General features: G+C 72.4%; 27 protein-coding genes. 16 read left to right on the top strand and 11 right to left on the bottom strand.

What is annotated here, in order from left to right:
- Window positions 1-77 precede the first annotated feature (77 nt).
- Window positions 78-1,094: a DMT family transporter gene (locus tag NRK68_RS05725; protein WP_257855249.1), complete on the bottom strand. Its 1,017-nt coding sequence runs from the start codon at window positions 1,092-1,094 to the stop codon at window positions 78-80.
- A 74-nt stretch (window positions 1,095-1,168) separates the two neighbouring features.
- On the opposite strand from NRK68_RS05725, the gene NRK68_RS05720 reads away from it, so the two are divergent.
- Window positions 1,169-2,077 carry a LysR family transcriptional regulator gene (locus tag NRK68_RS05720; RefSeq protein ID WP_257855248.1) on the top strand — a complete coding sequence of 303 codons (909 nt, stop codon included), beginning with the start codon at window positions 1,169-1,171 and terminating at the stop codon, window positions 2,075-2,077.
- A gap of 6 nt (window positions 2,078-2,083) precedes the next feature.
- On the opposite strand, the gene NRK68_RS05715 is transcribed toward NRK68_RS05720, so the two are convergent.
- Window positions 2,084-2,542: a pyridoxamine 5'-phosphate oxidase family protein gene (locus NRK68_RS05715; RefSeq protein WP_183068910.1), complete on the bottom strand. Its 459-nt coding sequence runs from the start codon at window positions 2,540-2,542 to the stop codon at window positions 2,084-2,086.
- Window positions 2,543-2,618: 76 nt separating this feature from the next.
- On the opposite strand from NRK68_RS05715, the gene NRK68_RS05710 reads away from it, so the two are divergent.
- Together NRK68_RS05710 and NRK68_RS05705 are read left to right on the top strand one after the other, a co-directional pair.
- Window positions 2,619-3,266 (top strand): cysteine hydrolase family protein, encoded by a 648-nt coding sequence (locus NRK68_RS05710; protein WP_183068911.1) that lies wholly within the window; start codon window positions 2,619-2,621, stop codon window positions 3,264-3,266.
- Window positions 3,267-3,542: 276 nt separating this feature from the next.
- A complete protein-coding gene (locus NRK68_RS05705) occupies window positions 3,543-3,971 on the top strand; it encodes a subtilase-type protease inhibitor (RefSeq protein WP_257855247.1) in 429 nt (142 codons plus the stop codon).
- Between the two features lie 73 nt (window positions 3,972-4,044).
- Here the strand turns inward: NRK68_RS05705 and NRK68_RS05700 are convergent, their stop codons facing one another.
- Together NRK68_RS05700 and NRK68_RS05695 are read right to left on the bottom strand one after the other, a co-directional pair.
- On the bottom strand, window positions 4,045-5,475 hold the full coding sequence (locus tag NRK68_RS05700) for a DUF2252 domain-containing protein (RefSeq protein ID WP_257855246.1): 1,431 nt from the start codon (window positions 5,473-5,475) through the stop codon (window positions 4,045-4,047).
- A 223-nt stretch (window positions 5,476-5,698) separates the two neighbouring features.
- The gene (locus NRK68_RS05695; protein WP_046780762.1) at window positions 5,699-6,037 is read right to left on the bottom strand and encodes a carboxymuconolactone decarboxylase family protein; all 339 of its coding nucleotides are present in this window, start codon (window positions 6,035-6,037) and stop codon (window positions 5,699-5,701) included.
- 267 nt (window positions 6,038-6,304) lie between these two features.
- On the opposite strand from NRK68_RS05695, the gene NRK68_RS05690 reads away from it, so the two are divergent.
- From NRK68_RS05690 to NRK68_RS05650, 9 genes are all read left to right on the top strand, one after another.
- Window positions 6,305-7,309 (top strand): hypothetical protein, encoded by a 1,005-nt coding sequence (locus NRK68_RS05690; RefSeq protein WP_257855245.1) that lies wholly within the window; start codon window positions 6,305-6,307, stop codon window positions 7,307-7,309.
- Window positions 7,310-7,361: 52 nt separating this feature from the next.
- Window positions 7,362-8,996, top strand: a complete 1,635-nt coding sequence (locus tag NRK68_RS05685) for an MFS transporter (protein ID WP_257855244.1) — start codon at window positions 7,362-7,364, stop codon at window positions 8,994-8,996.
- An 84-nt stretch (window positions 8,997-9,080) separates the two neighbouring features.
- A complete protein-coding gene (locus NRK68_RS05680) occupies window positions 9,081-9,929 on the top strand; it encodes a HipA family kinase (RefSeq protein WP_257855243.1) in 849 nt (282 codons plus the stop codon).
- On the top strand, window positions 9,926-10,309 hold the full coding sequence (locus tag NRK68_RS05675) for a DUF3037 domain-containing protein (RefSeq protein ID WP_257855242.1): 384 nt from the start codon (window positions 9,926-9,928) through the stop codon (window positions 10,307-10,309). Before NRK68_RS05680 ends, NRK68_RS05675 begins: the two co-directional genes overlap by 4 nt.
- Before the next feature lie 135 nt (window positions 10,310-10,444).
- Window positions 10,445-11,206: a 3-oxoacyl-ACP reductase FabG gene (gene fabG, locus NRK68_RS05670; RefSeq protein WP_030820472.1), complete on the top strand. Its 762-nt coding sequence runs from the start codon at window positions 10,445-10,447 to the stop codon at window positions 11,204-11,206.
- Window positions 11,207-11,235: 29 nt separating this feature from the next.
- Window positions 11,236-11,997: an SDR family oxidoreductase gene (locus NRK68_RS05665; protein WP_183068917.1), complete on the top strand. Its 762-nt coding sequence runs from the start codon at window positions 11,236-11,238 to the stop codon at window positions 11,995-11,997.
- 152 nt (window positions 11,998-12,149) lie between these two features.
- Complete coding sequence (locus NRK68_RS05660) at window positions 12,150-13,733, top strand: ABC transporter substrate-binding protein (protein WP_183068918.1); 1,584 nt, start codon at window positions 12,150-12,152, stop codon at window positions 13,731-13,733.
- Between the two features lie 111 nt (window positions 13,734-13,844).
- A complete protein-coding gene (locus NRK68_RS05655; RefSeq protein ID WP_183069066.1) occupies window positions 13,845-14,513 on the top strand; it encodes a uracil-DNA glycosylase in 669 nt (222 codons plus the stop codon).
- A gap of 50 nt (window positions 14,514-14,563) precedes the next feature.
- Window positions 14,564-15,154: a hypothetical protein gene (locus NRK68_RS05650; RefSeq protein WP_257855240.1), complete on the top strand. Its 591-nt coding sequence runs from the start codon at window positions 14,564-14,566 to the stop codon at window positions 15,152-15,154.
- Between the two features lie 169 nt (window positions 15,155-15,323).
- On the opposite strand, the gene NRK68_RS05645 is transcribed toward NRK68_RS05650, so the two are convergent.
- Both NRK68_RS05645 and NRK68_RS05640 read right to left on the bottom strand, forming a co-directional pair.
- Window positions 15,324-15,782: a hypothetical protein gene (locus NRK68_RS05645; protein ID WP_257857990.1), complete on the bottom strand. Its 459-nt coding sequence runs from the start codon at window positions 15,780-15,782 to the stop codon at window positions 15,324-15,326.
- 197 nt (window positions 15,783-15,979) lie between these two features.
- Window positions 15,980-16,504, bottom strand: a complete 525-nt coding sequence (locus NRK68_RS05640) for a DinB family protein (protein WP_183068920.1) — start codon at window positions 16,502-16,504, stop codon at window positions 15,980-15,982.
- 84 nt (window positions 16,505-16,588) lie between these two features.
- Here NRK68_RS05640 and NRK68_RS05635 point away from each other — a divergent pair, with 84 nt between their 5' ends.
- Window positions 16,589-17,503, top strand: coding sequence for a Gfo/Idh/MocA family protein (locus NRK68_RS05635; RefSeq protein WP_183069067.1), 915 nt, complete (start codon window positions 16,589-16,591; stop codon window positions 17,501-17,503).
- Here NRK68_RS05635 and lnt read toward each other — a convergent pair.
- The 5 genes from lnt to NRK68_RS05610 form a co-directional block, all read right to left on the bottom strand.
- Complete coding sequence (lnt, locus tag NRK68_RS05630; RefSeq protein ID WP_257855239.1) at window positions 17,439-19,013, bottom strand: apolipoprotein N-acyltransferase; 1,575 nt, start codon at window positions 19,011-19,013, stop codon at window positions 17,439-17,441. The two genes, NRK68_RS05635 and lnt, sit on opposite strands and share 65 nt — an antisense overlap.
- Window positions 19,014-19,092: 79 nt before the next feature.
- Window positions 19,093-19,560, bottom strand: a complete 468-nt coding sequence (locus NRK68_RS05625; protein ID WP_257855238.1) for a nuclear transport factor 2 family protein — start codon at window positions 19,558-19,560, stop codon at window positions 19,093-19,095.
- Window positions 19,561-19,629: 69 nt separating this feature from the next.
- The gene (locus NRK68_RS05620) at window positions 19,630-19,806 is read right to left on the bottom strand and encodes a DUF8839 family protein (RefSeq protein ID WP_106967693.1); all 177 of its coding nucleotides are present in this window, start codon (window positions 19,804-19,806) and stop codon (window positions 19,630-19,632) included.
- Window positions 19,807-19,919: 113 nt separating this feature from the next.
- A complete protein-coding gene (locus NRK68_RS05615; protein ID WP_046780752.1) occupies window positions 19,920-20,798 on the bottom strand; it encodes an undecaprenyl-diphosphate phosphatase in 879 nt (292 codons plus the stop codon).
- A 48-nt stretch (window positions 20,799-20,846) separates the two neighbouring features.
- The gene (locus tag NRK68_RS05610) at window positions 20,847-21,575 is read right to left on the bottom strand and encodes a TVP38/TMEM64 family protein (protein ID WP_183068924.1); all 729 of its coding nucleotides are present in this window, start codon (window positions 21,573-21,575) and stop codon (window positions 20,847-20,849) included.
- 49 nt (window positions 21,576-21,624) lie between these two features.
- Here NRK68_RS05610 and NRK68_RS05605 point away from each other — a divergent pair, with 49 nt between their 5' ends.
- The 3 genes from NRK68_RS05605 to NRK68_RS05595 all read left to right on the top strand — a co-directional run bounded on the left by NRK68_RS05605 (window position 21,625) and on the right by NRK68_RS05595 (window position 24,772).
- Window positions 21,625-22,344, top strand: coding sequence for a DNA alkylation repair protein (locus NRK68_RS05605; RefSeq protein ID WP_257855234.1), 720 nt, complete (start codon window positions 21,625-21,627; stop codon window positions 22,342-22,344).
- A 280-nt stretch (window positions 22,345-22,624) separates the two neighbouring features.
- Window positions 22,625-23,806 (top strand): elongation factor Tu, encoded by a 1,182-nt coding sequence (gene tuf / locus NRK68_RS05600; protein WP_183068926.1) that lies wholly within the window; start codon window positions 22,625-22,627, stop codon window positions 23,804-23,806.
- 108 nt (window positions 23,807-23,914) lie between these two features.
- Window positions 23,915-24,772, top strand: a complete 858-nt coding sequence (locus tag NRK68_RS05595; RefSeq protein WP_257855233.1) for a patatin-like phospholipase family protein — start codon at window positions 23,915-23,917, stop codon at window positions 24,770-24,772.
- Window positions 24,773-24,868: the final 96 nt, after the last annotated feature.

Here is a 24,868-nt window from a genome sequence, read left to right as displayed (position 1 = left end):
CGGCGCGGTCCGTGCGACCTGAGCCGGACGCACCCGCCCGGCGGTCCCGGCCGACGGGACCACCGGGGCGGGCGCCGTCAGGCCGGCTTGCCGGGGGCCGGCCGGGTCTGGGTGAGGGCGGCGCCCGCCAGGACGATCGCGGCGCCGACCGGGGTGTTCCAGCTCAGCTGCTCGCCGAGGACCAGGACGCCCGCCGTGGTGGCGATGACGGGGATGAAATAGGTGACCATCTGGGCGGTGGTCGGCCCGACCTCCGTCACCAGGCCGTACTGCATCTGCAGGGCCATACCGGTGCCGAGGGCGCCCAGGGCGATCACCGAGAGGGTCGGCCACAGCGGGAACGAGGCCGGGGCCGACGTGAACAGGGCACTGACCAGCGCGAGCTGGAACGTGGAGACCAGGAGCTGGCCGCCGGTCAGGGCCACCGGAGAGCCGGGGGTGCCGGCCAGCGTACGGCGGACGTAGATCCAGCCGACGGGGTAGCAGAGCGAGGCCAGCAGGGCGAAGGCGGTGCCCTTGGCGTCCACGCCGGAGAAGCCGTGCCAGGCGCCGAGCACGGTCAGCACGCCGAGGAAGCCGAGGCCCAGACCGGCGAAGCGGCGGCGCGTCGGACGGTCCTCGGAGAGGGCGACCAGCGACAGTGCCATGCCCCAGAGCGGGGACGTGGCGTTGCAGATGCCGGCCAGACTGGAGGGGATGCTCAGCTCGGCGTAGGCGAAGAGCGAGAACGGAGCGGTGTTGAGCAGCAGCGCCGCCACGGTGAGGTGCCCCCAGGTGCGCAGGCCGCGGGGGAGCGGCTCCCGGCGGACCATGAGTACGGCGACGAGCGCGAGCGCGCCGAACAGGACCCGGCCCAGGGCCACCTGGAAGGGCGCGTACGCCTCGGTGCCGACCTTGATCAGCAGGAAGCTGAAGCCCCAGATCACCGAGAGGATCGCGAACCGCACCCGCCAGTCGAGCAGGCCGCGGCGACGGGTGGCCGCCGTCGTGACCGCCGCCGACGCCGAAGCCGGCGCGGTCGCGGTGGCGGCGGCTTCGGCGTCGGTCGGTGAAGGCGTCGGAAGGCTCGGCCGAGGGGCTGCGGGTGCGCTCATGACCCATACTGTGCTCGTATCAACTTCGTAGGACAAGCGAATGTTTCTCCTGGTGACGGCGTAGCATTGCTTACATGTTGAACCTGGAACGCCTGCGCACCCTCGATGCCCTCGCCCGCCACGGCTCGGTCAGCGGCGCCGCCGACGGACTCCATGTCACCACCTCCGCCGTGTCCCAGCAGATGGCCAAGCTGGAGCGCGAGGTCGGCCAGCCGCTGCTGGCGAAGAACGGCCGCGGGGTCCGCCTCACCGACGCCGGCCGGCTGCTCGCCGCCCATGCGGCCCGGATCATCTCCCAGGTCGAGCAGGCCCAGGCCGACGTCGAGGCGCAGCGCGGGTGCGCCGTCGGCGAGCTACGCGTCGGCGCCTTCCCCACCGCCATGCGAGGACTGCTGCCCCAGGCCCTGTCCGCGCTCCGCACCGGCCACCCTGACCTGCGGGTCCGGGTGCGCGAGCAGGAGCCCGAGGAGAGCATGGCCGCCGTCGTGCGGGGCGACCTCGACATGGCCCTCGCCATCGACTGGCACAACAAGCGGATGCCGGTGCCCCCCGAGCTCACCCGGACCCACCTGCTGGACGACTCCGTCGACATCGCCGTCCCGGCCGGCCACCGGCTGGCGGACCGGCCCTCGATCTCCCTCGCCGAGTTCGCGGACGACGAATGGATCTCCTGGAACGAGGGCCAGTTCTGCCACGAATGGCTGGTGTTCACCCTGCGCGGTACCGGGATGGAGCCGCGCATCGCGCACATCGCCGAGGAGCACCACACCCAGCTGGCCTTCGTCGAGGCCGGGCTCGGGGTGTGCGTCGCGCCGAAACTGGGCCGCGGCCCGGTGCCGGCGGGCGTGCGGCTGCTGCCCGTCTGCGACGTCGTGCGCCGTCACGTGTACGCCGTCTGGCGCGCGGACGCCGACCGCCGGCCCTCCATCCGGGCCGCGGTCGACGCCCTGCGGACCGCGGCTGCCGAACTCCGGCACGCGTAGGCGCCGTCAGATCTTGCGGAAATCCCAGGAGACGACCGTGTCCGGGGTCAGGCGGATCCACGCGTGCCGTCCGTCGTGCGGCATCTCCTCGATCCCGAAGTTCTTGACCGGGAAGATCCGCTCGGCCTCGGCCAGTTCGGGGCAGGGCTCGCCCGTGCGCGGGGCCTCGCCCACGAAGACCGCGCTGCCGGACAGTTCCACGCCGCGCAGCTCGTCGTACGACTCGCCCGCGTCCACGACCACCGAGATCCGCGGGTCCTTGCGCAGGTCCGCCCAGCGGCGGCTGCGCGTGATCGAATACAGCCACAGCGAGCTGCCGTCCCACGCGAACCACAGGGCGCCCACGTGCGGGCGTCCGTCGGGGGAGACCGTCGCCACCCGGCAGGTCCTCCGCTCCCGCAGGAACGCGTCCACCTCCGCCGCGCTCATCATGATGCGGCGGCCCCGCCGCTGAGTCTCGTCCATCGGTACCGCACCCCTTCACATCTGACTGTGTGTCAGGAAGCATGAGGGCTCTTCCGACGCCACGCCAGGGGGAGTCATGCCGGACCTCGATCCCGCCACGACCGCGCTGCTGACCGTCGAGTGCCAGAACGGCGTCGTGGGCGAGGAGAGCGCACTGCCCGAACTCGCCAAGGAGGCACGGGACTCCGGGATGCTGGGACGGGTCGCCGCACTGGTCGAGGCCGCGCGCGGAGCCGGCGTACAGGTGCTGCACGCGGTCGCCGAGCGGCGGCCGGACGGCCTCGGAGCGAACACCAACGCGCGGCTCTTCCGGGCCGCCGGCCGGCTCCCCGTGCGACAGCTGACCGGGAGCCATGCGGTGGAGGTCGCCGCGCCCCTCACCGTCGCCGAGCGGGACCTCGTCGTGCGCCGCCTGCACGGTCTCTCCCCCCTGGCCGGCACCGACCTGGACGCGCTCCTGCGCAACCTCGGAATCCGCACCCTCGTGGTCACCGGGGTCTCCTCCAACATCGCCATCCCGAACACCGTCTTCGACGCCGTGAACCTCGGCTACCGGGTCGTGGTGCCCGCCGACGCCATCGCCGGAGTGCCCGCCACCTGCACCGCCGAGGTCATCCGCAACTCGCTCGCGCTGGTGGCCTCCATCACCACGAGCGAGGAACTGCTCGGTCGGTGGGCCCCCGAGGGTGGCCGCGGAGCGCACACATCCGGACAAGCTGGGTAGCCGTCGGGTGAACCCGGGGCGCCCCGGGGCGGTGCGGCGCCCGCAACGCCGCACGTCATCGCCGGGGGCCTGCGATGGTGGCGCACGGTGACGGCATGGTCGCACCGCGTCTGAGCTGCCCGAACGGTCATTCGATCACCGCTATGCGGACGAGGTGTCCGTAAATCGGTCGCCGATGTGCAATGCGCCTTCGACTCCGAGAGCCTTTGATGCAACGGAGCGCGATACCGACAGAAATTATCGCGCTCAACCAAAGAATCGAAAGTGAGTCTTCCCGTGCGTTACCGTCGCTCCGCCGCCGTCTCCGCTGCCGCGCTCCTCTGTCTGGCCGGGGCCGCCGGCATCGCGCAGGCCCAGCCCGAGAGCCTGTACGCCCCGTCGGCCATGGTCTTCAGCGTCGCCCAGGGGGACGACGCGACCGCACCCACCGTCCTGCGCGCCACCACCGTCAGCTGCGCGCCGGGTGCCCAGGGGACACACCCCGACCCCAAGGCCGCGTGCGCGGCCCTGAAGTCCACCGGCGGCACGTTCGACCGGCTGCTCTCCACGCCGAACCCGGACCGGGCGTGCCCCATGCACTACGCCCCCGTCACCGTGTCCGCGGTCGGCGTGTGGGAGGGCCGCCGCGTGGCCTGGGACCACACGTTCGCCAACTCCTGCACCATGGCCGCGACCCTCAACGGCAACGCCGTCTTCGCGTTCTGATCCGGAGCCCCCGCCGGCCGGCGCCGCAGGAGGGGATGGCGCCGTCCGGCCCCGCGGGTCCGCGGCCCCGCCGTCAGTCCGCCGGGAGTTCCCGCGCGGGCAGACGGCCGGCCCGTACCGCGTCCACCAGGGCCTGGTGGTCGCGTTCGTTCTGGTCGGCGTACGCCTCCGCGAACCCGGCGAGCGCCCGGTCGAAGACATCGCTCCGGCCGAGGTAGGAGGCGATGGCCACCCGGTCGCCGGAGCGGGCGTGCGCCCGGGCCAGGGTCATCCCGCACGCGTTGCCGAAAGTCTCCAGCTGCGCGGGCGACATCGTCTCCGGCATCGCGATGCCCTTCCAGTCGCGTAGTTGGCGGACGTAGAAGTCCCGCTTCCGGCCGTCGATGCCGTCCACCCGCTCCCAGCCGAGGAAGATGTCGCTCGCCGCCTGCATCAACCGCTGTCCCGACACCACGCGTTCGCCCTGGTTCGCGTACTGGCTGGTGCCGACATGGTCGGCGAGCACAGAGGTGTCGGCCTCCTTGGCCTGGAGGAACAACGGGTCGCGGCCGTCCCTGCCGAGCAGGAGCAGGATCCAGCAGCGGGTGCCGACGCTGCCGACGCCGACCACCTTGCGGGCGACGTCCACCAGACGGTAGTCCTCCAGCAGTGCCCGGCGGTTGCTCTCCAGCGTGCGGCCGTAGTGGCCGACCAGAGCGCCCAGCCGGTCGACCAGCTCGTCGCGCTCGTCGTCCGGCAGCAGGTCGGCGAGCGGCACCAGCAGCGGGGGGTCCGCCGCGATCCTGGGGTGGCCGTCGACCACCTCGGTGAGCTTGTCGAAGACCTGCAGGCTGTCGCGCGACCGGGCCTTCGCCATCGCCGTGGCCAGCTTCTTGCGGCCGCGCTTGTCGAGCTGTTCGGTGACGAGGGCCTGCAGACCCTCCGCGTCGGTCTTCGCGTACCAGACGTCGAGATTCCCCATCCCGGCGAAACCGGTCATCGCCTCGCGGTACGAGCGCACCGCCGAGTTCACGATGCGGGCGCGTTCGGCCTCGTCGAAGCCGTTGGCCCGGGCGGCGATGACGAGACTCGTGGACAGCCGCTTGACGTCCCACTCCCAGGGGCCGGGCAGCGTCTCGTCGAAGTCGTTGATGTCGAACATCAGCCGCCGCTCCGGCGAGGCCAGGAGGCGGAAGTTCAGCAGATGCGCGTCACCGCAGAGCTGCGCGGCGATGCCCGAGGCCGGGGTTCCGGCCAGGTCGGACGCCATGATCGCGGCGGCTCCCCGGTAGAAGCGGAACGGGGACTCCGTCATCCGGGCGTAGCGGATCGGGACCAGCTCGGGCACCCGTGTCGCCGACTGCGCCTCCAGGATGCTCAGGGGGTCCGGCCGGTCGGGGGACGGCTGGTACACGGCGTGCCCCGACCGGGGGCACCGGCGGCGGGCGTCCTTGCCCATGGCCGCGCGCTCCTCGGGCGTGGCGCCGGGCACCGCGCGCATCGCGGTGATCGCACTCCGGGACATGGAGGCCCTCCTGATCGTGCCTGGCCTGACTGATCTGCCTGCTGCCTGCTGCCTGCTGTCTGCTGCTGCGTGCCGCCTGCGTGCCTGTCTGTGCGCCTGTCTGTTGCCTGTCGGCGTGACCGCCCCGCCCGACGGACGGCGGTGACGGCTCACGGACCGCCCGGCCGGGGCCGGACCGGGCCGGACCGGTCGGTCACCCGACCGGTCCGGCTGTCGTTCCGGGTCAGCCCATGGCGTCCATCTCGGCCTGAGCCTCCGCCTCGGCGACGGCGATCGCCACGCCGAGCGCCCTGGTGATGTTGCCCGCCGCCGTCATCACACGGGCGGTGCCGACGATGGGCGCGATGGCGACCAGGACGTCCTGCAACTGCTCCGCCGTCAGGCCGGCCTTGAGCGCGGGGTCGATGTGGGCGAGGTAGGAGATCGGGGGAGCGTCCGAGGCGGCGAGCGCCGCGATCCGGGTCATGAGGAGCATGGACGGGTCCAGCCCGCACCGCTCGAGGGAATCGACCGTCATGGCGGCGAGGGTGTCCAGAACCGGGGTTTCAGATGCAGTGGACATGTCGCATGCCCTCCTGGGGTTGTCGCGCCCTGGCGCGGGGACTGGGCCAAGGGAGCGGCCGCCCCGAGTCCCGGCACGCCACCTCGCCCTCAACTCTAGGGCTGCCGCCCGCCGGGCGCGCGAGGGCGCCCGGCGGCCACCGTGCGGGACGGAGACGGACGCCCTACGCGGTGCCGCCGGGGAGCCCGCGTACGGCCGGGGGTGCGGGGACGGTCGGCGGTGCGCAGCATGGAAGCACCCTCGCCGGAACCGAGCCGGGAGCCTGCCGTGAAGAGACCGAGCCCCGCACCACCGGCCCGCGCCGCCGCGGTCCTCCCGGCGGCCGCGCTCACCGCTCTCACCGCGCTCGCCACTCTCGCCGCCCTCGTCGTCCTGCCGAGCGGTCCGGCCCATGCCTTCACGGGCGACAACCACGAGGACATCACCCGGCGCGCCCTGCCGTGGCAGCCCGCCACGCTCACCGAGATGGCCGACGCCCGCGAGGGGGCGGTCAACGCCAACGACCGGCCCCCGTACTTCGAGCTCGGCCCGCTGCACTGCGACAACGCCGACTACCTCTCGCCGCGCCACGCCCCCGGCTACCCCCGTACCCGGGACGAGGCCACCACCGAGCTCGTCGCCTGCGTCGGCACCTCCGTGGCGCGGTTCCGCAAGGCCGTACGGGCGGCCGACGGCCTCGTCGACGCCGGCGGCAGGGTGCGCGCCGACCAGACCGACCTGTCCGCGCACTGCACCTGGGACGAGCGGCCCGCACCGGCCAAGTGCGCCGTCCTGGAACAGCTCGGCCGAGGCTGGCACCAGCTCGAGGACTTCTACTCGCACTCCAACTGGACCGACGAGGCCGCACCCGGCCCGGCCGGGGTCGCCAACCCGCCGGGGCTGGGACGTACCGGGGCCGTCCCGTTCTTCGACATCCGCCGCTACAGCGGGATGAAGGACGCCGACTGGAGCCGGGAGGTCCGGGCGGTCGTCCCCGAGGACCTCGCGAGCGGCTGCTATCCGGACTTCGACTCCACCGGGGTCAAGCCCGCCGGCTGCGCCGGCCGCGTGGCCCACAACCGGGACCTGAACAAGGACACGCCCGCGTCCGCCCGGGCGCAGACGGGCGACAACTTCCGCCGCGCCACCGCGGGGGCCACGGCCGAGATCACCCGGCAGTGGAAGGCCTTCGAGGAGGAGCTCCGCGCCGCCTACCCCGAGAACCGGCGCGGCGACCGGATGGTCTGCGCCCTCGTCCACGACGATCCGGTCGCCGACTGTCCGTCCGGCTGACTCCCGGGCGGGTCGTCCGGCCGCTCCCGCGGACGGCTGGAAGCATGCAGCCATGGCATCCAGGGCAGGGACGGCGACCGGCAACCCCGCGAAGGCGCGACTCGTCCTGATGACGCTCGCGGCGGGCCAGTTCCTGATGGCGCTCGACAGCTCCGTCATGAACGTCTCCATCGCCACCGTCGCCGGGGACCTCGGCACGACCGTGACCGGCATCCAGGGCGCCATCACCGCCTACACCCTCGTGATGGCCATGCTCATGATCCCCGGTGGCAAGGTCGGGGTGCTGATCGGCCGCAAACGCGCCTTCCTGATCGGCTGCGTGATCTACGGCTGCGGCTCCCTCGTCACCTCGATCGCACCGAACCTCACCGTGCTGCTGATCGGCTGGTCGTTTCTGGAAGGGGTCGGGGCGGCGCTCATCCTGCCCGCGATCGTGGCCCTCGTCGCCGGGAACTTCCCCGCCGAACGCCGCCCCGCCGCCTACGGCCTCGTGGCGGCGGCCGGTGCCATCGCCATCGCGCTGGGGCCCCTCATCGGCGGGATCGCCACGACCTACTTCTCCTGGCGGTGGGTCTTCGCCGGCGAGGTGCTGATGGTGGCCGGCATCCTCGTGCTCGCCCGCCCCATCGCGGACGCCGTGAGCGAGGAACGCCCGCGCATCGACCTCGTCGGCGTCGTCCTGTCGGCGCTCGGGCTCGGGACCTTCGTCTACGGAGTGCTCCGGTCGGACGAGTGGGGCTGGTTCAGGCCGAAGGAGGGCGGGCCCGCCTGGTTCGGGGTGTCGCCGACCGTGTGGCTGATGCTGCTGGGGCTCTTCCTGGTCTGGCTCTTCCTGCGCTGGGAGGGCCGGCTGGTGCAGCGGCGGAAGGAGCCGCTCGTCGACCCGGCCATGCTGCAGAACAAGCAGCTCACCGGCGGGCTGACCATGTTCTTCTTCCAGTACCTCGTGATGATGGGCGTCTTCTTCGTCGTCCCGCTCTACCTGTCGGTCGCGCTGGGCCTGTCCGCCCTGGCGACCGGTGCCCGGCTGCTGCCCCTGTCGATCACGCTGCTGGCGGCCGCGACCCTGATCCCGCGCTTCCTCCCGCACGTCTCACCGCGGCGCGTGGTCCGGCTCGGGACCCTCGCCCTGCTCGTCGGAGCGGTGGTCCTGCTGGGCGCGCTCGACGTGGACGCGGGAGCGGAGGTGGTCACCGTCCCGCTGCTGCTGATCGGGTTCGGCATGGGCGCCCTCGCGTCCCAGCTGGGCGCGGTCACCGTGTCCGCGGTGCCGCAGGCACAGTCCGCGGAGGTCGGAGGCGTCCAGAACGCCGTCACCAACCTCGGCTCGTCCATCGGTACGGCCCTCGCCGGATCCATCATGATCGCGACGCTCACGTCCTCCTTCCTGACCAGCGTCACGGAGAACCCGGCCGTCCCCAGCTCGGTCAAGAGCCAGGCGACCGTCCGGCTCGCGAGCGGGGCGCCCTTCCTCTCGGACGCCCAGCTGGAGAGCGCGCTCGCCGAGGCCGGCGTCAGCCCCGAGGTGACCGACGCCGCCCTGGAAGCGAACGAGGAGGCCCGGGTCGACGGCCTGTGCGCGGCGCTCTCCGTCCTGGCCTTCGCCGCGCTCATCGCGCTCTTCTTCACCCAGCGCATCCCGGCGGTCCAGCCCTCCGGCAAGGCCGCGGACACCCCGTCGGGGTGAGCCGGCGGGGACGGTTCGCCCCTATTCGCCCCGAGCGGGAAAATCCTTTGATCGTGCACCTTGTTCGCCCTATAGCCTGGGAAAATGCTCACAGAAGTGATCGCGACCCGCTATGTGACGCCCCTGCGTGAAGGCGGCTCGCTTCCCGGCATCGTCGAGGCCGACGACCTCGGCACCTACGTCATGAAGTTCACCGGAGCCGGCCAGGGCCGCAAGACCCTGGTCGCCGAGGTCATCTGCGGCCGCCTGGCCCAGCGGCTGGGACTCAGGGTCCCCACGCTGGTGCAGATGCAGCTCGACCCCGTGATCGGGCTCGCCGAGCCCGACCAGGAGGTCCAGGAGCTGCTCAAGGCCAGCGGCGGCCTCAACCTCGGCATGGACTACCTGCCGGGCTCCATCGGCTTCGACCCGCTCGCCTACCGGGTGGACCCGGTCGAGGCCGGGCGCGTGGTCTGGTTCGACGCCCTGATCAACAACGTCGACCGGTCCTGGCGCAACCCGAACATGCTGGTCTGGCACGGGGACCTCTGGCTCATCGACCACGGCGCCACCATGATCTGGCACCACAACTGGCCCACGGCCCAGGCGGCCGCCGCCAAGCCGTACAACGCCTCCGACCACGTACTGGCCCCCGCGGGCCCGGACATCGGGGCGGCGGCCGCCGCACTCGCCCCGCTGGTCACCGAGGAACTGCTCACCGAGGTCACCGCCGAGGTCCCGGACGAGTGGCTGGTCGACGAGCCGGGATTCGACTCCACCGACGCGCTGCGCCGCGCCTACGTGGAGGCGCTGCTGCCGCGCGCGGCCACGATCCACGAGAGGATCTCGCTGGAGGCCGAGGTGAAGGCGTCGGCCGGACCTCCCGGCTGGCTCACCGACCACCTGCCGGAATGGCCCCACAAGACCGACAAGAAGAAGAGCGGCGACGAGTGACCGAGCGGGACGTGTTCGAGTACGCACTGGTGCGCGTGGTGCCCCGGATGGAACGCGGCGAGTGTTTCAACGCCGGCGTGATCGTCTACTGCCGGGCGCATTCCTACGTGGCCGCCCGCACCCACCTCGACGAGGCGAAGCTCCTCGCGCTGGACCCGGGGGCCGACGTGGCCGGCGTACGGGCCGCCCTGCGCGGGGTCGAGGGCGTGTGCGGCGGCGGCGAGGCGGCCGGGCAGGCGGCGGGTGACGACGCGGGCCGCCGGTTCCGCTGGCTGATCGCCCCGCGCAGCACGGTGGTGCAGCCGGGGCCGGTGCACACCGGCCTGACGGCCGACCCCGCGGCGGAGGTGGAACGGCTCCTGGACCTCCTCGTCCGCTGAGGGCGGGTCCCCGGCCGGTATCGTACCGGCGGCCGTTGACACGGGGTGCCAGGGCTCCTAGCGTCTCCTCAGCTGAAGCTACTAAGCGGTTGCTCACCTCTGGGCGGCCGTCTCTCAAGGGCGAGGAGAACCAGCATGTCCACCACCGAGCAGCGCGTCGCCATCGTGACCGGGGCGGCCCGGGGCATCGGCGCGGCCACCGCCGTGCGCCTGGCCGCCGAGGGCCGCGCCGTCGCCGTACTCGACCTCGACGAGGCGGCCTGCAAGGACACCGTCGAGGCCATCACGGCGGCCGGCGGCCGGGCGCTGGCGGTCGGCTGCGACGTCTCGGACGGGGCCCAGGTGGAGGCGGCCGTCGAGCGCGTCGCCGCCGAACTCGGCGCTCCCACCATCCTGGTCAACAACGCGGGCGTGCTGCGCGACAATCTGCTCTTCAAGATGAGCGAGACCGACTGGGACACCGTCATGAACGTGCACCTGCGCGGCGCCTTCCTGATGTCGAAGGCGTGTCAGAAGTACATGGTGGAGGCGAAGTTCGGCCGGATCGTGAACCTCTCCAGCAGCTCGGCCCTCGGCAACCGCGGCCAGGTCAACTACTCGGCCGCCAAGGCCGGTCTGCAGGGCTTCACCAAGACCCTCGCCATCGAGCTCGGCAAGTTCGGCGTCACCGCCAACGCCGTCGCCCCCGGCTTCATCGTCACCGAGATGACCGCGCAGACGGCCGCCCGCGTCGGCATGGGCTTCGAGGACTTCCAGGCGGCCGCGGCCACCCAGATCCCGGTCCAGCGCGTCGGCCGGCCGGACGACATCGCCAACGCCATCGCCTTCTTCACCGGTGAGGCCGCCGGCTTCGTCTCCGGCCAGGTCATGTACGTGGCCGGCGGCCCCCTCAACTGACGCACCGAACGAGAGGCAGGGCGCACGTCATGACCTACAGCGGTACCGACAGCGGCAAGGTCGCGCTGATCACCGGGGCGAGCCGGGGCATCGGCTACGGCATCGCCGAGACGCTGGTCGCCCGGGGCGACCGGCTCTGCATCACCGGACGCAACGAGGAGGCCCTCAAGGAGGCCGTGGAGCGCCTCGGCGCCGACCGGGTGATCGGGGTGACCGGGAAGGCGCACGACGAGGCCCACCAGGCCCACGCCGTCGAGCGCACGATGGAGGCCTTCGGCCGGGTCGACTTCCTGGTGAACAACGCGGGCACCAATCCGGTCTTCGGCCCGATCGCGGACCTCGACCTCGGGGTCGCCCGGAAGGTCTTCGAGACCAATGTGATCTCCGCGCTCGGCTTCGCCCAGCGGACCTGGCACGCCTGGCAGAAGGAGAACGGCGGCGCGATCGTGAACATCGCGTCGATCGCCGGCGTCTCCGCCTCGCCCTTCATCGGCGCGTACGGGATGAGCAAGGCCGCCATGGTCAACCTCACCCTCCAGCTCGCCCACGAGATGGCGCCGGGGGTCCGCGTGAACGCCATCGCCCCCGCGGTGGTCAAGACCAAGTTCGCCCAGGCGCTCTACGAGGGCCGGGAACAGGAGGCCGCGGCGGCCTATCCGCTCGGCCGGCTCGGTCTCCCGGAGGACATCGGCGGGGCCGCGGCGTTTCTTACATCTGCACAAGCGGAATGGATCACGGGCCAAACTCTGGTCGTCGACGGTGGGATGTTCCTCAATGCCGGGGTTCACTGACCGATAATCGGACGTATTTGCCTCCGAAAGGGAGGCAAATACGTATCGAATATGCACGGAACCGGTCAAGTGCCTCACGAAACCAACCCATTGGATTCGTGGGGCACTGCGGTAGGGTCTGCCGCACCCCTGGCTGATCGAGGAGCGTGCACGTGTTCAACCGGACCAGATGCCTGCAGATCACTGCGGCCCTTGCGTCCATATCCCTGCTCGCCGGTTGCGGCCTGCTGTCGGATGACGACGGCGACGAGGCGAAGCGGATCGTCGTAGGGACCACGAGCGCGCCCAGCACCCTCGATCCCGCCGCGGCGTGGGACGGCTCCTGGGAGCTGTACCGGAACGTCTACCAGACCCTCCTGGCGTTCCCCACGGGCTCCACCAAGCCCCAGCCGGACGCCGCCCAGAACTGCGAGTTCACCGACGGCGCGAGCCAGGCCTACCGGTGCACCCTGCGCAAGGGCCTGAAGTTCTCCAACGGCGAGCCCCTCGACTCCAAGGCCGTCAAGCACTCCCTCGACCGGATCCGGACGATCGGTTCCAAGGTCGGCCCGAAGGACCTCTTCGGCAGCCTCGACAAGATCGAGACCCCCGACGCGCTGACGGTCGTCTTCCACCTGAAGACCTCGGACGCCACCTTCCCGTACGTCCTCGGCTCGCCCGCCGCCTCGCTGGTCGCGCCCAAGGACTACCCCGCCGACAAGGTGCGGGAGGACGGCAAGATCACCGGCTCGGGCCCCTACCTGCTGGACTCCTACAAGGACGGCGGCGAGGCCGTCCTGTCCGAGAACAAGGGCTATGCCGGTTTCGCGAACCGCCAGAACAAGGCCGTGACCATCCGCTACTACGCGGACTCCCAGAAGATGGTCGCGGACCTCAAGGCCAAGGAGCTGGACGCCACCTACCGAGGCCTGTCGGCCCCGCAGGTCACCGACCTCCAGAGCCCCGACGCGCACGCGGTGGGCGTCCAGGTCGTCGAGAACGTCGGCGCCGAGATCCGCTACCTGGTCTTCAACCCCAAGGACCCGGCGGTCAACAAGCTGGCCGTCCGCCAGGCGATCGCCCAGATCGTCGACCGCGGCACCCTCGTCTCCAAGGTCTACCAGGGCACCGCGGAGCCGCTGTACTCGATGGTTCCCAAGGGCGTCGTCGGCCACAAGACGCCGTTCTACGACAAGTACGGCGCCGCGGACGTCGGCAAGGCCAAGAAGATCCTCAAGGAGGCCGGGATCAACCAGCCGGTCGACCTGACCTTCTGGTACACCACCGACCGCTACGGCTCCTCCACCGCCGAGGAGTTCACCGAGCTCAAGCGGCAGCTGGACGAGAGCGGCCTGTTCCGGATCACCCTGCGCAGCCAGCCCTGGAAGGCCTTCCAGGAGGGCTACAAGGGCCAGGAGTACCCGGTCTTCGGCCGAGGCTGGTTCCCCGACTTCCCGGACCCGGACAACTTCATCGCGCCGTTCGTCGGCAAGGAGAACGCGGTCGGCACCCCGTACGAGCAGAACGAGATCCTCACCGAACTGCTGCCCAAGTCCCGCCGCGACAGCGACCGCTCCACCGGGGTCCAGCAGTTCGAGAAGGCCCAGCAGATCTTCGCCGAGGACGTCCGCCTGCTGCCCCTGTGGCAGGGCAAGCTCTACGTCGCCGCACGCGAGGACATCGCGGGCGCCGAGCGCGCCCTCGACCCCCAGACCGCCATGCAGATGTGGGAGCTGTACCGCAAGACCAGCTGGTAGCCGCCGGGCCGCCCGGGTGATCTCCCGGGCGGCCGACGCGTTGTCAGTGGCCCCCGGTAGGTTCAGGAGCAGTTGCACGAACTTGTACCGGAGGTTGTCGCCGTGACCCAGATGCTGCCCGAGTCCTGGCTCCCCGTCCTCGGCGGGGAGCTGGACCAGCCCTACTTCAAAGAGCTCACCGAGTTCGTCGAGAAGGAGCGGGCGAACGGGCCGGTCTACCCGCCCCGCGAGCAGGTGTTCGCGGCTCTGGACGCCACGCCCTTCGAGAAGGTAAAGGTCCTCGTCCTCGGCCAGGACCCCTACCACGGCGCCGGCCAGGGCCACGGCCTGTGCTTCTCCGTGCAGCCCGGGGTCAAGACCCCGCCCTCGCTGCGCAACATCTACAAGGAGATGAAGGAGGAGCTCGGCCTGGAGGTCCCGGACAACGGGTATCTGATGCCGTGGGCCCAGCAGGGCGTCCTGCTGCTCAACGCGGTGCTCACCGTCCGCGAGGCCGAGCCGAACTCGCACAAGGGCAAGGGCTGGGAGAAGTTCACCGACGCCGTGATCCGCGCGGTCTCCGAGCGCCCCGACCCGGCCGTGTTCGTCCTATGGGGCGCCTACGCCCAGAAGAAGATCCCGCTCATCGACGAGGAGCGGCACGTGATCGTCAAGGGCGCCCACCCCTCGCCGCTGTCGGCCAAGAAGTTCTTCGGCTCCCGGCCCTTCACCCAGATCAACGAGGCCATCGCCGCCCAGGGACATGAGCCGATCGACTGGCGGATCCCGGACCTCGGCTGACGTCCCACCGCGCCTCGGCGCCATCGCCGGTGCCTCCGGCTAGCTTCTTGATGATCAGACCGGCGCAGGTCTGGCAGAGCGAGCCGGAGGCCGCGGTGACCGAGCAGCAGGAGGCGTCGGCGTCGGAGGACGCCGTCATGACGAGGATCGGCCAGGCGGTCATCCTGCTGCACGCAGGGGACCGCGAGGAGGCACGCAACCGGCTCGGCGAGATCTGGCAGGAGATCGGCGAGGAGGGCGACTGCCTGCACCGGTGCACCCTCGCCCACTACATGGCCGACGCCCAGGACGATCCCGCCGACGAGCTGGCCTGGGACCTGCGGGCCCTGACCGCCGCCGACGCCTCGCGCGACGGGCCCGGCACCGGCTGCGGGGACGGGCGCGCGGTGCAGCGGGAACCGCGCCCCGCGATGCGCGTCTTCTACCCGTCCCTGCACCTCAGCCTGGCCGCCGACTACCTGAAGCTGCAGCGGCCGGATGCCGCCCGGGTCCACCTGGCGCGGGCCCGCGCGGCCTCCGGGGCGCTGGCGGACGACGGCTACGGCAACGGCGTACGGGCGGGCATCGCACGGCTGGAGCGCCGCCTCGCCGGGGAAGCGGGGCCGGGCCCCGGCCCCCGCCCCTTCCCCGAACAGGGCTAGGGGGTGTCCCGCCCGGCCCGGGGCGCCCGGCACGGCACCTCGCCGCGTTGTCGGAGCGCCCGAGTACGTCCACTGCTCGGGCGCCCTCCGCCGTGCGATGCCGGGCGCCGCGGGCCTGACCGGCGCTACGTCGACGACAGGTCCTGGTTCCGCCTCCGGCCGCCTTCGGTCAGCCGCCGTGGACGCCCGCGCAGATCCGGGCCTCCGGACTGTCGGGATGCCAGCGGCCGTGGCGGCGGCCCAGCGCGCAGACGTCGGCCGGCCGCACCGGCAGCTTCCGCACGAGCTCACGCTCCGCCCCGGTGTCGGGCCGGGCACGGCGACGGGGGCCGTCAGGATGCCCCTGAGCGGCTTCGGCGGCCCGCCGGGGCTCCGGGATGTCGGGTACCGGCGGAGAGCCCTGCACGGGCCCGCCGGAGGCTTCCTGTGCGGGCCGCCCGGCGGCCCGCACGGCGGGGGCCGCGACCGCCGGGCTCGCGGGCTGCTCCGGGGCCGCCTCGACCGCCTCCAGCGCCTCCAGGGCGGGCGCCCGGACGGCCACCGGGGCGGCCCCCGGCCCGCTGCGCGGCTCGTGCCGGGGCGGCCCCGCGGCGGGGGCCGCCGCGGGCTGCACGGGTCCGGGGCTCACTTGAACACAGCCCGACACCGCCGAAACGGCGCAGGCGACTCCCAGGAGCAGCTTTGTCGTGGTTCGCGTTGGATGCACCCGCGCAACTCTGCTGTGCGAGGACCCCGTTGTGAAAACCGGGAGCCCATATTCACCCCGCACGGGTGACGCGCGGCGGGGTGACCGGCGGACACCCGCCCCCCGGGCCGCGCCGCGGCTCACTCGCCGGTGGCGCCGTCTATGTGCTCGCGCAGCAGGTCCGCGTGCCCGTTGTGGCGCGCGTACTCCTCGATCATGTGCGTGTAGACCCAGCGCAGGCTGAACACCTCGCCGCGGTGGTGGCTCTCGGCCCGCGAGCGCAGGTCGAGCGAGCGGCCCGCGGCGGCCCGGCGCGCGAGTTCGACCTCGGCCCGCCACTCCCGCTCGGTCTCGGCCCAGGTGGCCGCCTCGGTGAAGTGGAAGTCCCCGTCCCGGTCTTCGTCCGTGACGTACAGCTCGGGAAGGTCCTCGCCCAGCATGATCTCCCGGAACCAGTACCGCTCCACCTCCGCCATGTGCCGTACGAGGCCCAGGAGGCTCAACTCGGAAGGGGCGAGCGGGGTGCTGCGCAGTTCCTCGTCCCGCAGCCCCTCGCACTTCCACAGAAGGGTTTGACGGTGGTAGTCGAGCCAGCCGTCGAGCATCTCCCGCTCGGCGGCGGTGGTGGCGGGTTCGGTGCGGTGTGATCCTGAACTGGTGGTCATGAGGATCATCCTCGGCGAACCGAGCCCCCGGCCACCAGGGATTAAGCTGCCGAGATCCCACAAGGACCGAATTTGGAGGCCCCGGTGAAGGTCGGCTGCATCGGACTCGGCGACATCGCGCAGAAGGCGTACCTGCCCGTCCTCACCACCCGCCCGGACATCGAGCTGCACCTGCAGACCCGCACCCCCGGGACCCTGGAACGGGTCGGCGCGCTCCACCGCGTCCCGGCTGCGTACCGGCACACCGAGCTCGACGCCCTGCTCGCCGAGGGGCTGGACGCGGCCTTCGTGCACGCGCCGACCGCCTCCCACCCCGAGATCGTCACCCGGCTGCTGGAAGCCGGCGTACCGACGTACGTGGACAAGCCGCTCGCCTACGAGCTGACGGCGTCACGGCACCTGGTCGAACTGGCCGAGGAGCGCGGGGTGTCGCTCGCCGTCGGCTTCAACCGCCGTTACGCGCCCGGCTACGCGCAGTGCGCCGACCACCCGCGCGAGCTGATCGTCATGCAGAAGAACCGGATCGGGCTGCCCGAGGACCCGCGCACCCTCGTGCTCGACGACTTCATCCACGTCGTCGACACCCTGCGCTTCCTGCTGCCGGGCGAGGCCGAGCACACCGACGTGCGCGCCGTGGTGCGCGACGGCCGGATGCACCAGGTGGTGCTCCATCTCTCCGGCGCCGGCTTCAGCGCGCTCGGCATCATGAACCGCCTGTCCGGATCCAACGAGGAGGTCCTGGAGGTGTCGGGCCGGGACACCAAGCGGCAGGTCGTCAACCTCGCCGAGGTCATCGACCACAAGGGCCAGCCGACCGTGCGGCGGCGCGGGGACTGGGTGTCCGTCGCCCGCCAGCGCGGCATCGAGCAGGTGGTGGACCACTTCCTGGAGGCGGTCGCGGCGGGCCGGACGCTCAGTGCGCGCGACGCCCTGCTCACCCACGAGCTGTGCGAGCTGGTGGTGAACTCGGCTCTTGCGCAGGAGCAGAAGGCCTTGTGAGCCGACGGCCGCCCGCCGCACCGCAGTAGAGGGCCAGGGCGGCGAGGGCGGCGGATACCGGCCAGTCCCCGAAACGGACGTAGAGGGTCGAGCCCCGGGCGAGCGGCACCTCGTACACCTGCGCGGTCCGCGCCGACGTCGGCAGGGCGGCGCCGATCCGCTCGCCGGAGGGGCCGTTCACGACGCTGACCCCCGTCAGGGTGGCATGCACCATCGGCCGGCCGTTCTCGGCCGCCCGCAGGGCCGCCAGCGAGGCGTGCTGGGCCGGCGCCCAGCTCTCCTGGAAGGTGGAGGTCGCCGACTGGGCGATCAGCAGGGAGGCGCCGTCGCGGGTCAGGCGCCGGCTCATGTCGGGGAACGCGGACTCGAAGCAGACCAGCGGGCCGAGCCGGACGACCGCCTCCCCGTCCCGCTGTCCCGGCAGGTCCATGACGACCGGAGCGCCCCCGCGCATGCGGTCCTCGCCGGCCGCCCTGCCGACCGAGGTCGCCCAGCCCAGCAGCGACCGGGCCGGCACGTACTCCCCGAAGGGGACCAGCCGCATCTTGTCGTACCGGTCACCCGTCGGGCCGCCGGGGCCGACCAGCACCGCGCTCTTGTAGATCCCGGGCCGGTCCGCCCGCCGCGCGTCCACGTTCACCAGCAGCGGAGCCCCGACCTCCGCCGACAGCGCGGCGAGCCGGCGGGCCAGGTCCGGGCGGGCCGACAGGTCCTCGCCCACGCTGCTCTCGCCCCACACCACCAGGTCCACCCGCTGCCCGGCCAGCGGCCGGGTCAGCCGCTCACCGGCCGTGAACCGCCGCTCCACGCTGTCCGGGCCGTCGGGCACCGGACCCGGCTGTACGACGGCCACGCGCAGCCCGCCCGACTCCGCCGGCCGGCCCGCCCACACCCACACCGCACCCGTCAGCAGCGCACAGCCCGTGAGCCCGGCCACCGCCGGGACCCGCGCCCCCGGCACGGCGACCAGCAGCACCCCGGCGCAGTTCACCGCCACCACCAGCAGACTGATCAGCCACACCCCGCCCACCGAGGCCAGCCGCAGCGCGGGCGCCACCTGCCACTGACTGGCCCCCAGCAGCCCCCACGGCCCGCCCAGCCCCTGCCAGGACCGGACCAGCTCCGACAACAGCCACCCCGCCGGCACGAGGACCAGCGCCCCGGCCGCCCGGCCCGCCGAGGGACGGCCGCCGAGCAGCTCCCGCACCAGCAGCGCCCAGGGGATCCACAGCACCCCCAGCAGCGCCGCCACCGGGACCAGGAACACGTGCAGGCTCGGCAGCAGCCAGTGGTGCACGGCCAGGATGAACCCGGCGCCGCCCAGCCAGCCCTCCAGGGCCGCCCGCCGCCCGCCGGGGGCCGACCTCAGCAGCAGCATCCAGGGCACCAGGGCCACGTAGGCGAACCACCAGAGCGCGGGAGCGGGGAACGCGAGGGCGGGCAGCGCGCCGGCGGCCACCGCGGCGGGCCCGCGCCAGCGGCGGGACCACCCGTTGTGCGTGACGATCATGGCGCGCCTCCGCTTCCAGTGTGGCAGTGCAGGGCGGAACCGCCCTCCGGGCCGCGCGTCCGGCCCGGGCCGGACCGGCTCACGCGGTCATGTGCCGCCACTTCTCGTGCACGGTGACCCGGGTGAGCCGCCAGCCGTCCCGGGTGCGCGCCAGGGCGAAGGTGTAGCGCCCGGCGGCCACGAAATCGGGCGAGGTGACCGTGCCGTCGTCCTCCGGCCCCGCCAGCCGCATCGGGTTCAGGAAGTCGGCCCGGACCTCGGCGCCGTCCCCGGGTGCCCCGGCGACGTCCTCCAGCCGGATCAGCCGGTTGACGATCAGGTGCTGACGCACGGGGAAGAGCTTCATGGTCTCCGCGAGCCAGTCCGCGACCTGCGCCACCGGACCCTCGATCCCGCCCGCCGAGCGGTAGTCGGCCCGCCCGCCGGTCGTGAACAGGGCCCGGTAGGCGGCCCAGTCGCCGTCGTCGACGGCCATCGCGTAGCCCGTGACCACGTCGTCGATCGCCAGCCGGTCCATCACCGTCGCGAGATCCACACGCTGAGTCATCGGGTCAGTGTGGGGCTGCGCGGGCGCGAGGCCAAGGGGCGTGCGCCGACAGGATCTCCGCGCGGTCCGTCAGTGACCGGAACGCGCCTCCCGCTGCCGGACCACGACGAGGAACGCGTCGCTGGCGAGATCCATGACCACCTCGGCCGGCACGCCCTCGCGCATCCGCTGCGCCGCGTACTCCTCGGCGGGCCAGCTTCCCCGCGGACTTCCGGCCGGAAAACGCTCCAGTACCACGCGACCCATGGGACACCCCCTGCTCCTTGCCCTGCGCTCTCTTCGTCAACAACGACGCGGAGGCCGCCCGGGAACGTTCCCGGGCGGCCTCCGATTCACGCGAAGTGGTGGTGCGGACCCCGCTACGAGCCGGACTCGCCGGCGTGCGGGCTCAGCACGCCCATGCCGATCAGCACGAACAGCAGGATGCCCAGCAGGATCCGGTAGATCACGAACGGCATGAAGCTCTTGGTGGTGATGAACTTCATGAACCACGCGATCACGGCGTAACCCACGAAGAAGGCGATGACCGTCGCGAAGATCGTGGGACCCCAGGAGATGTGGCCCGGGTCCTCCATCACGTCCTTGATCTCGAAGGCGCCCGAGGCCAGCACCGCCGGGATGGCCAGGAGGAAGGAGTATCGGGCCGCCGCCTCGCGGGTGAAGCCCAGCAGCAGACCGCCGGAGATCGTCGCGCCGGACCGGGAGACACCCGGGATCAGCGCCATCGCCTGGCAGAAGCCGAAGATCAGGCCGTCCTTGACGCCCAGCTGCTGGAGCGTCTTGCGCTCACGGATCGCCCGGTGCCGGCCGCCCTCCTCGTCGCGCGCGGCCAGCCGGTCGGCGACGCCCAGCACGATGCCCATCACGATCAGGGTCGTGGCCGTCAGCCGCAGGTCGCGGGCCGGACCGACGATCGCGTCCTTGAAGACGAGGCCGAGGACGCCGATCGGGAGCGATCCGACGATCACCAGCCAGCCCATCTTCGCGTCCTGTTCGGAGCGCAGGGCCTTGGTGTACAGGGACCGGAACCAGGTGGAGACGATCCGTGCGATGTCCTTGCGGAAGTAGATCAGCACGGCGGCCTCGGTGCCGATCTGGGTGATGGCCGTGAAGGCCGCTCCTGGGTCGTGCCAGCCGGCGAATGCCGCGGTCAGCCGCAGGTGGGCGCTGGAGGAGATCGGGAGGAACTCCGTAAGCCCCTGGACGAGACCGAGGATTAGGGATTCGAACCAGCTCATGTCGGGGTGCGCTCGTCCTTGTGATCGTCGGGCAGTTCGCCCCCGATGCTAGGGCCCGTGTGAAGCGCCGCTGACCACAGGGGGGTGCTGCGGCGTCAGTTCGTACGCCGGACCGTCGTTCCGAGGGGCTGCCAGACGGTGCCTTTTGCGCCAGCCGACGACTCCCGCGGCCACCACAGAGACCACGATGAAGCCGAACGAGACGAGGAAGGCGGGGGACCCGGGGGAGGACGCGCTGGCCCCCGCGATCACGTACGCCGTGGTGTTCGGGACCACGCCGAGTGCCGTCGCGAGCAGGAACGGCGCCCAGCCGCAGCGGGACACCGCGGCGCCGTAGTTGGCCACCACGAAGGGCACCCCGGGGAACAGCCGCACCGCCAGCATCGAGCGGAATCCGTGCCGGCTGAGCTGCCCGTCGGCCGCCTCCAGCAGACGTCCGCGCAGGAACGGACGCAAAGCCTCCTGACCCATGACCCGGCCCAGCCCGAAGGCGATGCCCGCACCCAGCACGGTGCCTCCGACCGCCGCGACGAGGCCGAACTGCGTGCCGAAGACGGCTCCCGCGGCCAGGTTGAGCAGCGGGCGCGGCACGAACGCGGCCGAGCACACGCCGTACACGGCTGCGAACAACACAACGGCCGTGCCCACCGGGAGACCGGGGGGCCAGCCCTCCGAGAGGATCCGCTGGGGTTCGTAGACCAGCACACACGCGCCTGCCGCCGCGAGCAGCACGACGAGCAGCGCCAGCCGGGTCCACGGCGTGAGGAGGAGGGACATCCCGGGAGACTAGCCGAGGTGTGCGGCATCGCGCCGTAATCTGGGCCTCATGCTGTCGAACGACGGAGGACCTCCCAGGGTTCCCCGCAGTGACCTCGCGGACACCCTGCTGGAGCGGCTCACCGGGACCTACCCGGCCGCGGCCGACCCGGTGCGCGCCGACGCCATGGCCGCGTACATGAAACACGTCGCACCCTTCCTCGGCATCCCCGCACCACTGCGCCGGGACCTGTCGAAGACAGTGACGAAGAACACTTCCCGGCCGTCGGAGACGGACTGCGTGGCGCTCGCGCTGCGCTGCTGGCGGCTCCCGGAGCGGGAGTACCACTACTTCGCCGTGGACCACCTGCGCCGCCACGTCGCCCGGTGCTCCTCCGGCATCCTCCCGGTCGTCCGGCACCTGATCACCACCGTCCCCTGGTGGGACACCGTCGACCTGCTCGCCGCGCACACGGTCGGCCCGCTGGTGGCCGCCGACCCGGACCGGCTGGCCCCCGTGATGGACGAGTGGATCGAGAGCGAGGACCTGTGGCTCGCCCGCGCCGCCCTCCTCCACCAGCTCGGCCGCAAGGACTCCACCGACACCGGACGGCTCTTCGCCCACTGCCGCCGCCGGGCCGGCGACCCGGACTTCTTCCTTCGCAAAGCCATCGGCTGGGCCCTGCGCGAGTACGCCAGGACGGACCCCGACGCGGTGCGCGCCTTCGTCGACGCCGAACGCGACGCCCTGTCCCCGCTGTCCGTGCGCGAAGCGCTCAAGAACCTCTGAACGCCCGCCGGTTCGCCCGATAAATCGTTCGACGGGCGCGGGAGGGTCCGGCAGGATCAGTGGCATGTCCCGGTACGCCTTCCCCGCAGCGCCATCCGCAGTCGCGGGCGCGCCGAAGGCTGCCGAATGCGCGGACGCACCCGTCGTCGCCGCACCCGTCTTCGCCGCATTCGACGGCGCACGAAGCTGACCCTTCCCGGATCGTCCGGCGGACCCCGCAGGGGGAGGGTCGGCTCGGTTCAGGGGTCCCGTCCACGCTTCGAGCAAACGGGAAGAGATCATGGCCAAGACGGCCTTCGTGCGGACCAAGCCGCACCTCAACATCGGCACCATGGGCCACGTCGACCACGGCAAGACCACCCTCACCGCCGCCATCACCAAGGTCCTCGCCGGGCGCGGGGGCGCCTCCTTCGTGCCCTTCGACCGCATCGACCGGGCCCCCGAGGAGGCCCGCCGCGGCATCACCATCAACCTCACGCACGTCGAGTACGAGACCGACACCCGTCACTACGCCCACGTCGACATGCCCGGTCACGCGGACTACATCAAGAACATGGTCACGGGAGCCGCGCAGCTCGACGGCGCGATCCTCGTCGTCTCCGCGCTCGACGGGGTCATGCCACAAACCGCCGAGCACGTGCTCCTCGCCCGCCAGGTCGGCGTCGACCACATCGTGGTCGCGCTCAACAAGGCCGACGCCGGGGACCCCGAGCTGACCGACCTGGTCGAGCTGGAGGTCCGCGAGCTGCTCACCGCGCACGGCTACGGCGGTGACACCGCACCCGTCGTACGGGTCTCCGGGCTCGGGGCGCTGGAGGGCGACCCGCGGTGGACCGGGGCGATCGAGGCACTGCTGGACGCCGTGGACACCTACGTGCCGACACCCGTGCGGTACACGCAGGCGCCGTTCCTGCTGCCCGTCGAGAACGTGCTGACGATCACCGGCCGCGGGACGGTCGTGACCGGCGCCGTCGAGCGCGGCGGCGTACGCCCGGGCGACCGCGTCACCGTCCTGGGCGGCGACGGCGAGCCGCTCGAGACGGTCGTCACCGGCCTGGAGACCTTCGGGAGGCCGATGGAGTCCGCCGAGGCCGGGGACAACGTCGCGCTGCTGCTGCGCGGCGTCCCGCGCGACGGCGTGCGCCGCGGGCACGTGGTGGCCGCCCCCGGCAGCGTGACGCCCAGGCGGCGCTTCACCGCGCGGGTGTACGTGCTCTCCGGACGCGAGGGCGGCCGTACGACCCCGGTGGCCAGCGGCTACCGGCCGCAGTTCTACATCCGCACCGCCGACGTGGTGGGGGACGTGGACCTGGGAGTCGCGGGTGTCGCCCGGCCCGGCGAGACGGTCACGATGACCGTCGAGCTCGGCCGGGACGTCCCGCTGGAGGCGGGGCTCGGCTTCGCCATCCGTGAGGGCGGCCGGACCGTCGGCGCCGGGACGGTGACGGCCGTCCTGGGCTGACCCGCCCGATCGTGATCCCGCTGTGGTGACGGCAGGAAGGCTGCGCCAGACTGCCGTCACCACAGGCACGCGCGGACACGGCGGACGCGACGGAGGGGGCGGGCGGAGATGAGCGGCGACACGGCACTGGTGCTCGGCGGCGGCGGACTGACCGGCATCGGCTGGGAGTGCGGCATCCTCTACGGGCTCGCCCGCGCGGGCGTGGACCTCACCACCGCGGACCTGGTCGTCGGCACCTCGGCCGGCTCGGTGGTCGGCGCCCAGCTCACCTCCGGCCGGCTCAGCCCCCAGGAGCTGTACGAACGCCAGCTCGGCGACGCCTCGGGGGAGGCCGTCGCGAAGCTGGGAGCGGGCGTCATCGCCCGGTACGCGCTGGCGATGGCGCGCTCGCGCCGCGACGCGGCCGCCTACCGCCGGCGGGTGGGCGCGATGGCCCTGGTCGCGGACACCGGCCCCGAAGCGGAGCGCCGCAAGGTGCTGGCGGCCCGGCTGGTCTCACACGAATGGCCCGAGCGGCGGCTCGTGGTCACCGCGGTGGACGCGCTCAGCGGTGAGCTCGAGGCCTTCGACCGGGAGAGCGGCAGCGGACTGGTCGACGCCGTTGCGGCGAGCTGCGCCGTGCCCGGAGTATGGCCCCCGGTCACGGTCGGCGCACGCCGTTTCATCGACGGGGGCGTCCGCTCCGCCGCCAACGCCGACCTCGCCGCCGGCCACGCGCGCGTGGTGATCATCGCCCCGATCGCACTCGGCTCGGGGCTCGTCCCCGCCCCGGCCGCGCAGGCGGCCCGGTTGCGCGAGGCGGGGGCGAAGGTGCTGCTCATCACCCCGTCGGCCACCGCCCGCAAGGCCTTCGGGCGCAACCTCCTGGACCCGGGCCGGCGGGACCCGGCGGCCCGCGCCGGCCTGGCGCAGGCCGCGGAGCACGCCGCCGACGCGGCGGCCGTCTGGTCGGACGGGAAGGCCTGAGGCCCCCGCTCCGGTGTCCCGGGGCCTGCCGGACAATGGAGCCGTGAGCGACGAACGGATCCCGGTGATACGGGACGTGGGCCAGGGCACCGCCAA

The sequence above is a fragment of the Streptomyces yangpuensis genome, assembly GCF_024666385.1.
GTDB lineage: Bacteria > Actinomycetota > Actinomycetes > Streptomycetales > Streptomycetaceae > Streptomyces > Streptomyces yangpuensis.
Note: the sequence above shows the minus strand (reverse complement) of the source record. Positions and strands in the feature narration are given on the sequence as shown.

Excerpts from the sequence above, each read along its gene's own strand:
- NRK68_RS05700 (WP_257855246.1), bottom strand. The coding sequence starts at position 5,475 with ATGTCCCGGAGTGCGATCACCGCGATGCGCGCGGTGCCCGGCGCCACG.
- NRK68_RS05625 (WP_257855238.1), bottom strand. The coding sequence starts at position 19,560 with ATGACTCAGCGTGTGGATCTCGCGACGGTGATGGACCGGCTGGCGATC.
- NRK68_RS05710 (WP_183068911.1), top strand. The coding sequence starts at position 2,619 with ATGCCGGACCTCGATCCCGCCACGACCGCGCTGCTGACCGTCGAGTGC.
- NRK68_RS05620 (WP_106967693.1), bottom strand. The coding sequence starts at position 19,806 with ATGGGTCGCGTGGTACTGGAGCGTTTTCCGGCCGGAAGTCCGCGGGGA.
- NRK68_RS05595 (WP_257855233.1), top strand. The coding sequence starts at position 23,915 with ATGAGCGGCGACACGGCACTGGTGCTCGGCGGCGGCGGACTGACCGGC.
- NRK68_RS05655 (WP_183069066.1), top strand. The coding sequence starts at position 13,845 with ATGCTGCCCGAGTCCTGGCTCCCCGTCCTCGGCGGGGAGCTGGACCAG.
- fabG (WP_030820472.1), top strand. The coding sequence starts at position 10,445 with ATGTCCACCACCGAGCAGCGCGTCGCCATCGTGACCGGGGCGGCCCGG.
- NRK68_RS05615 (WP_046780752.1), bottom strand. The coding sequence starts at position 20,798 with ATGAGCTGGTTCGAATCCCTAATCCTCGGTCTCGTCCAGGGGCTTACG.
- NRK68_RS05715 (WP_183068910.1), bottom strand. The coding sequence starts at position 2,542 with ATGGACGAGACTCAGCGGCGGGGCCGCCGCATCATGATGAGCGCGGCG.
- NRK68_RS05665 (WP_183068917.1), top strand. The coding sequence starts at position 11,236 with ATGACCTACAGCGGTACCGACAGCGGCAAGGTCGCGCTGATCACCGGG.
- NRK68_RS05720 (WP_257855248.1), top strand. The coding sequence starts at position 1,169 with ATGTTGAACCTGGAACGCCTGCGCACCCTCGATGCCCTCGCCCGCCAC.
- NRK68_RS05605 (WP_257855234.1), top strand. The coding sequence starts at position 21,625 with ATGCTGTCGAACGACGGAGGACCTCCCAGGGTTCCCCGCAGTGACCTC.
- NRK68_RS05640 (WP_183068920.1), bottom strand. The coding sequence starts at position 16,504 with ATGACCACCAGTTCAGGATCACACCGCACCGAACCCGCCACCACCGCC.
- NRK68_RS05650 (WP_257855240.1), top strand. The coding sequence starts at position 14,564 with ATGATCAGACCGGCGCAGGTCTGGCAGAGCGAGCCGGAGGCCGCGGTG.
- NRK68_RS05725 (WP_257855249.1), bottom strand. The coding sequence starts at position 1,094 with ATGAGCGCACCCGCAGCCCCTCGGCCGAGCCTTCCGACGCCTTCACCG.
- NRK68_RS05680 (WP_257855243.1), top strand. The coding sequence starts at position 9,081 with ATGCTCACAGAAGTGATCGCGACCCGCTATGTGACGCCCCTGCGTGAA.
- NRK68_RS05610 (WP_183068924.1), bottom strand. The coding sequence starts at position 21,575 with ATGTCCCTCCTCCTCACGCCGTGGACCCGGCTGGCGCTGCTCGTCGTG.
- lnt (WP_257855239.1), bottom strand. The coding sequence starts at position 19,013 with ATGATCGTCACGCACAACGGGTGGTCCCGCCGCTGGCGCGGGCCCGCC.
- NRK68_RS05695 (WP_046780762.1), bottom strand. The coding sequence starts at position 6,037 with ATGTCCACTGCATCTGAAACCCCGGTTCTGGACACCCTCGCCGCCATG.
- NRK68_RS05685 (WP_257855244.1), top strand. The coding sequence starts at position 7,362 with ATGGCATCCAGGGCAGGGACGGCGACCGGCAACCCCGCGAAGGCGCGA.
- tuf (WP_183068926.1), top strand. The coding sequence starts at position 22,625 with ATGGCCAAGACGGCCTTCGTGCGGACCAAGCCGCACCTCAACATCGGC.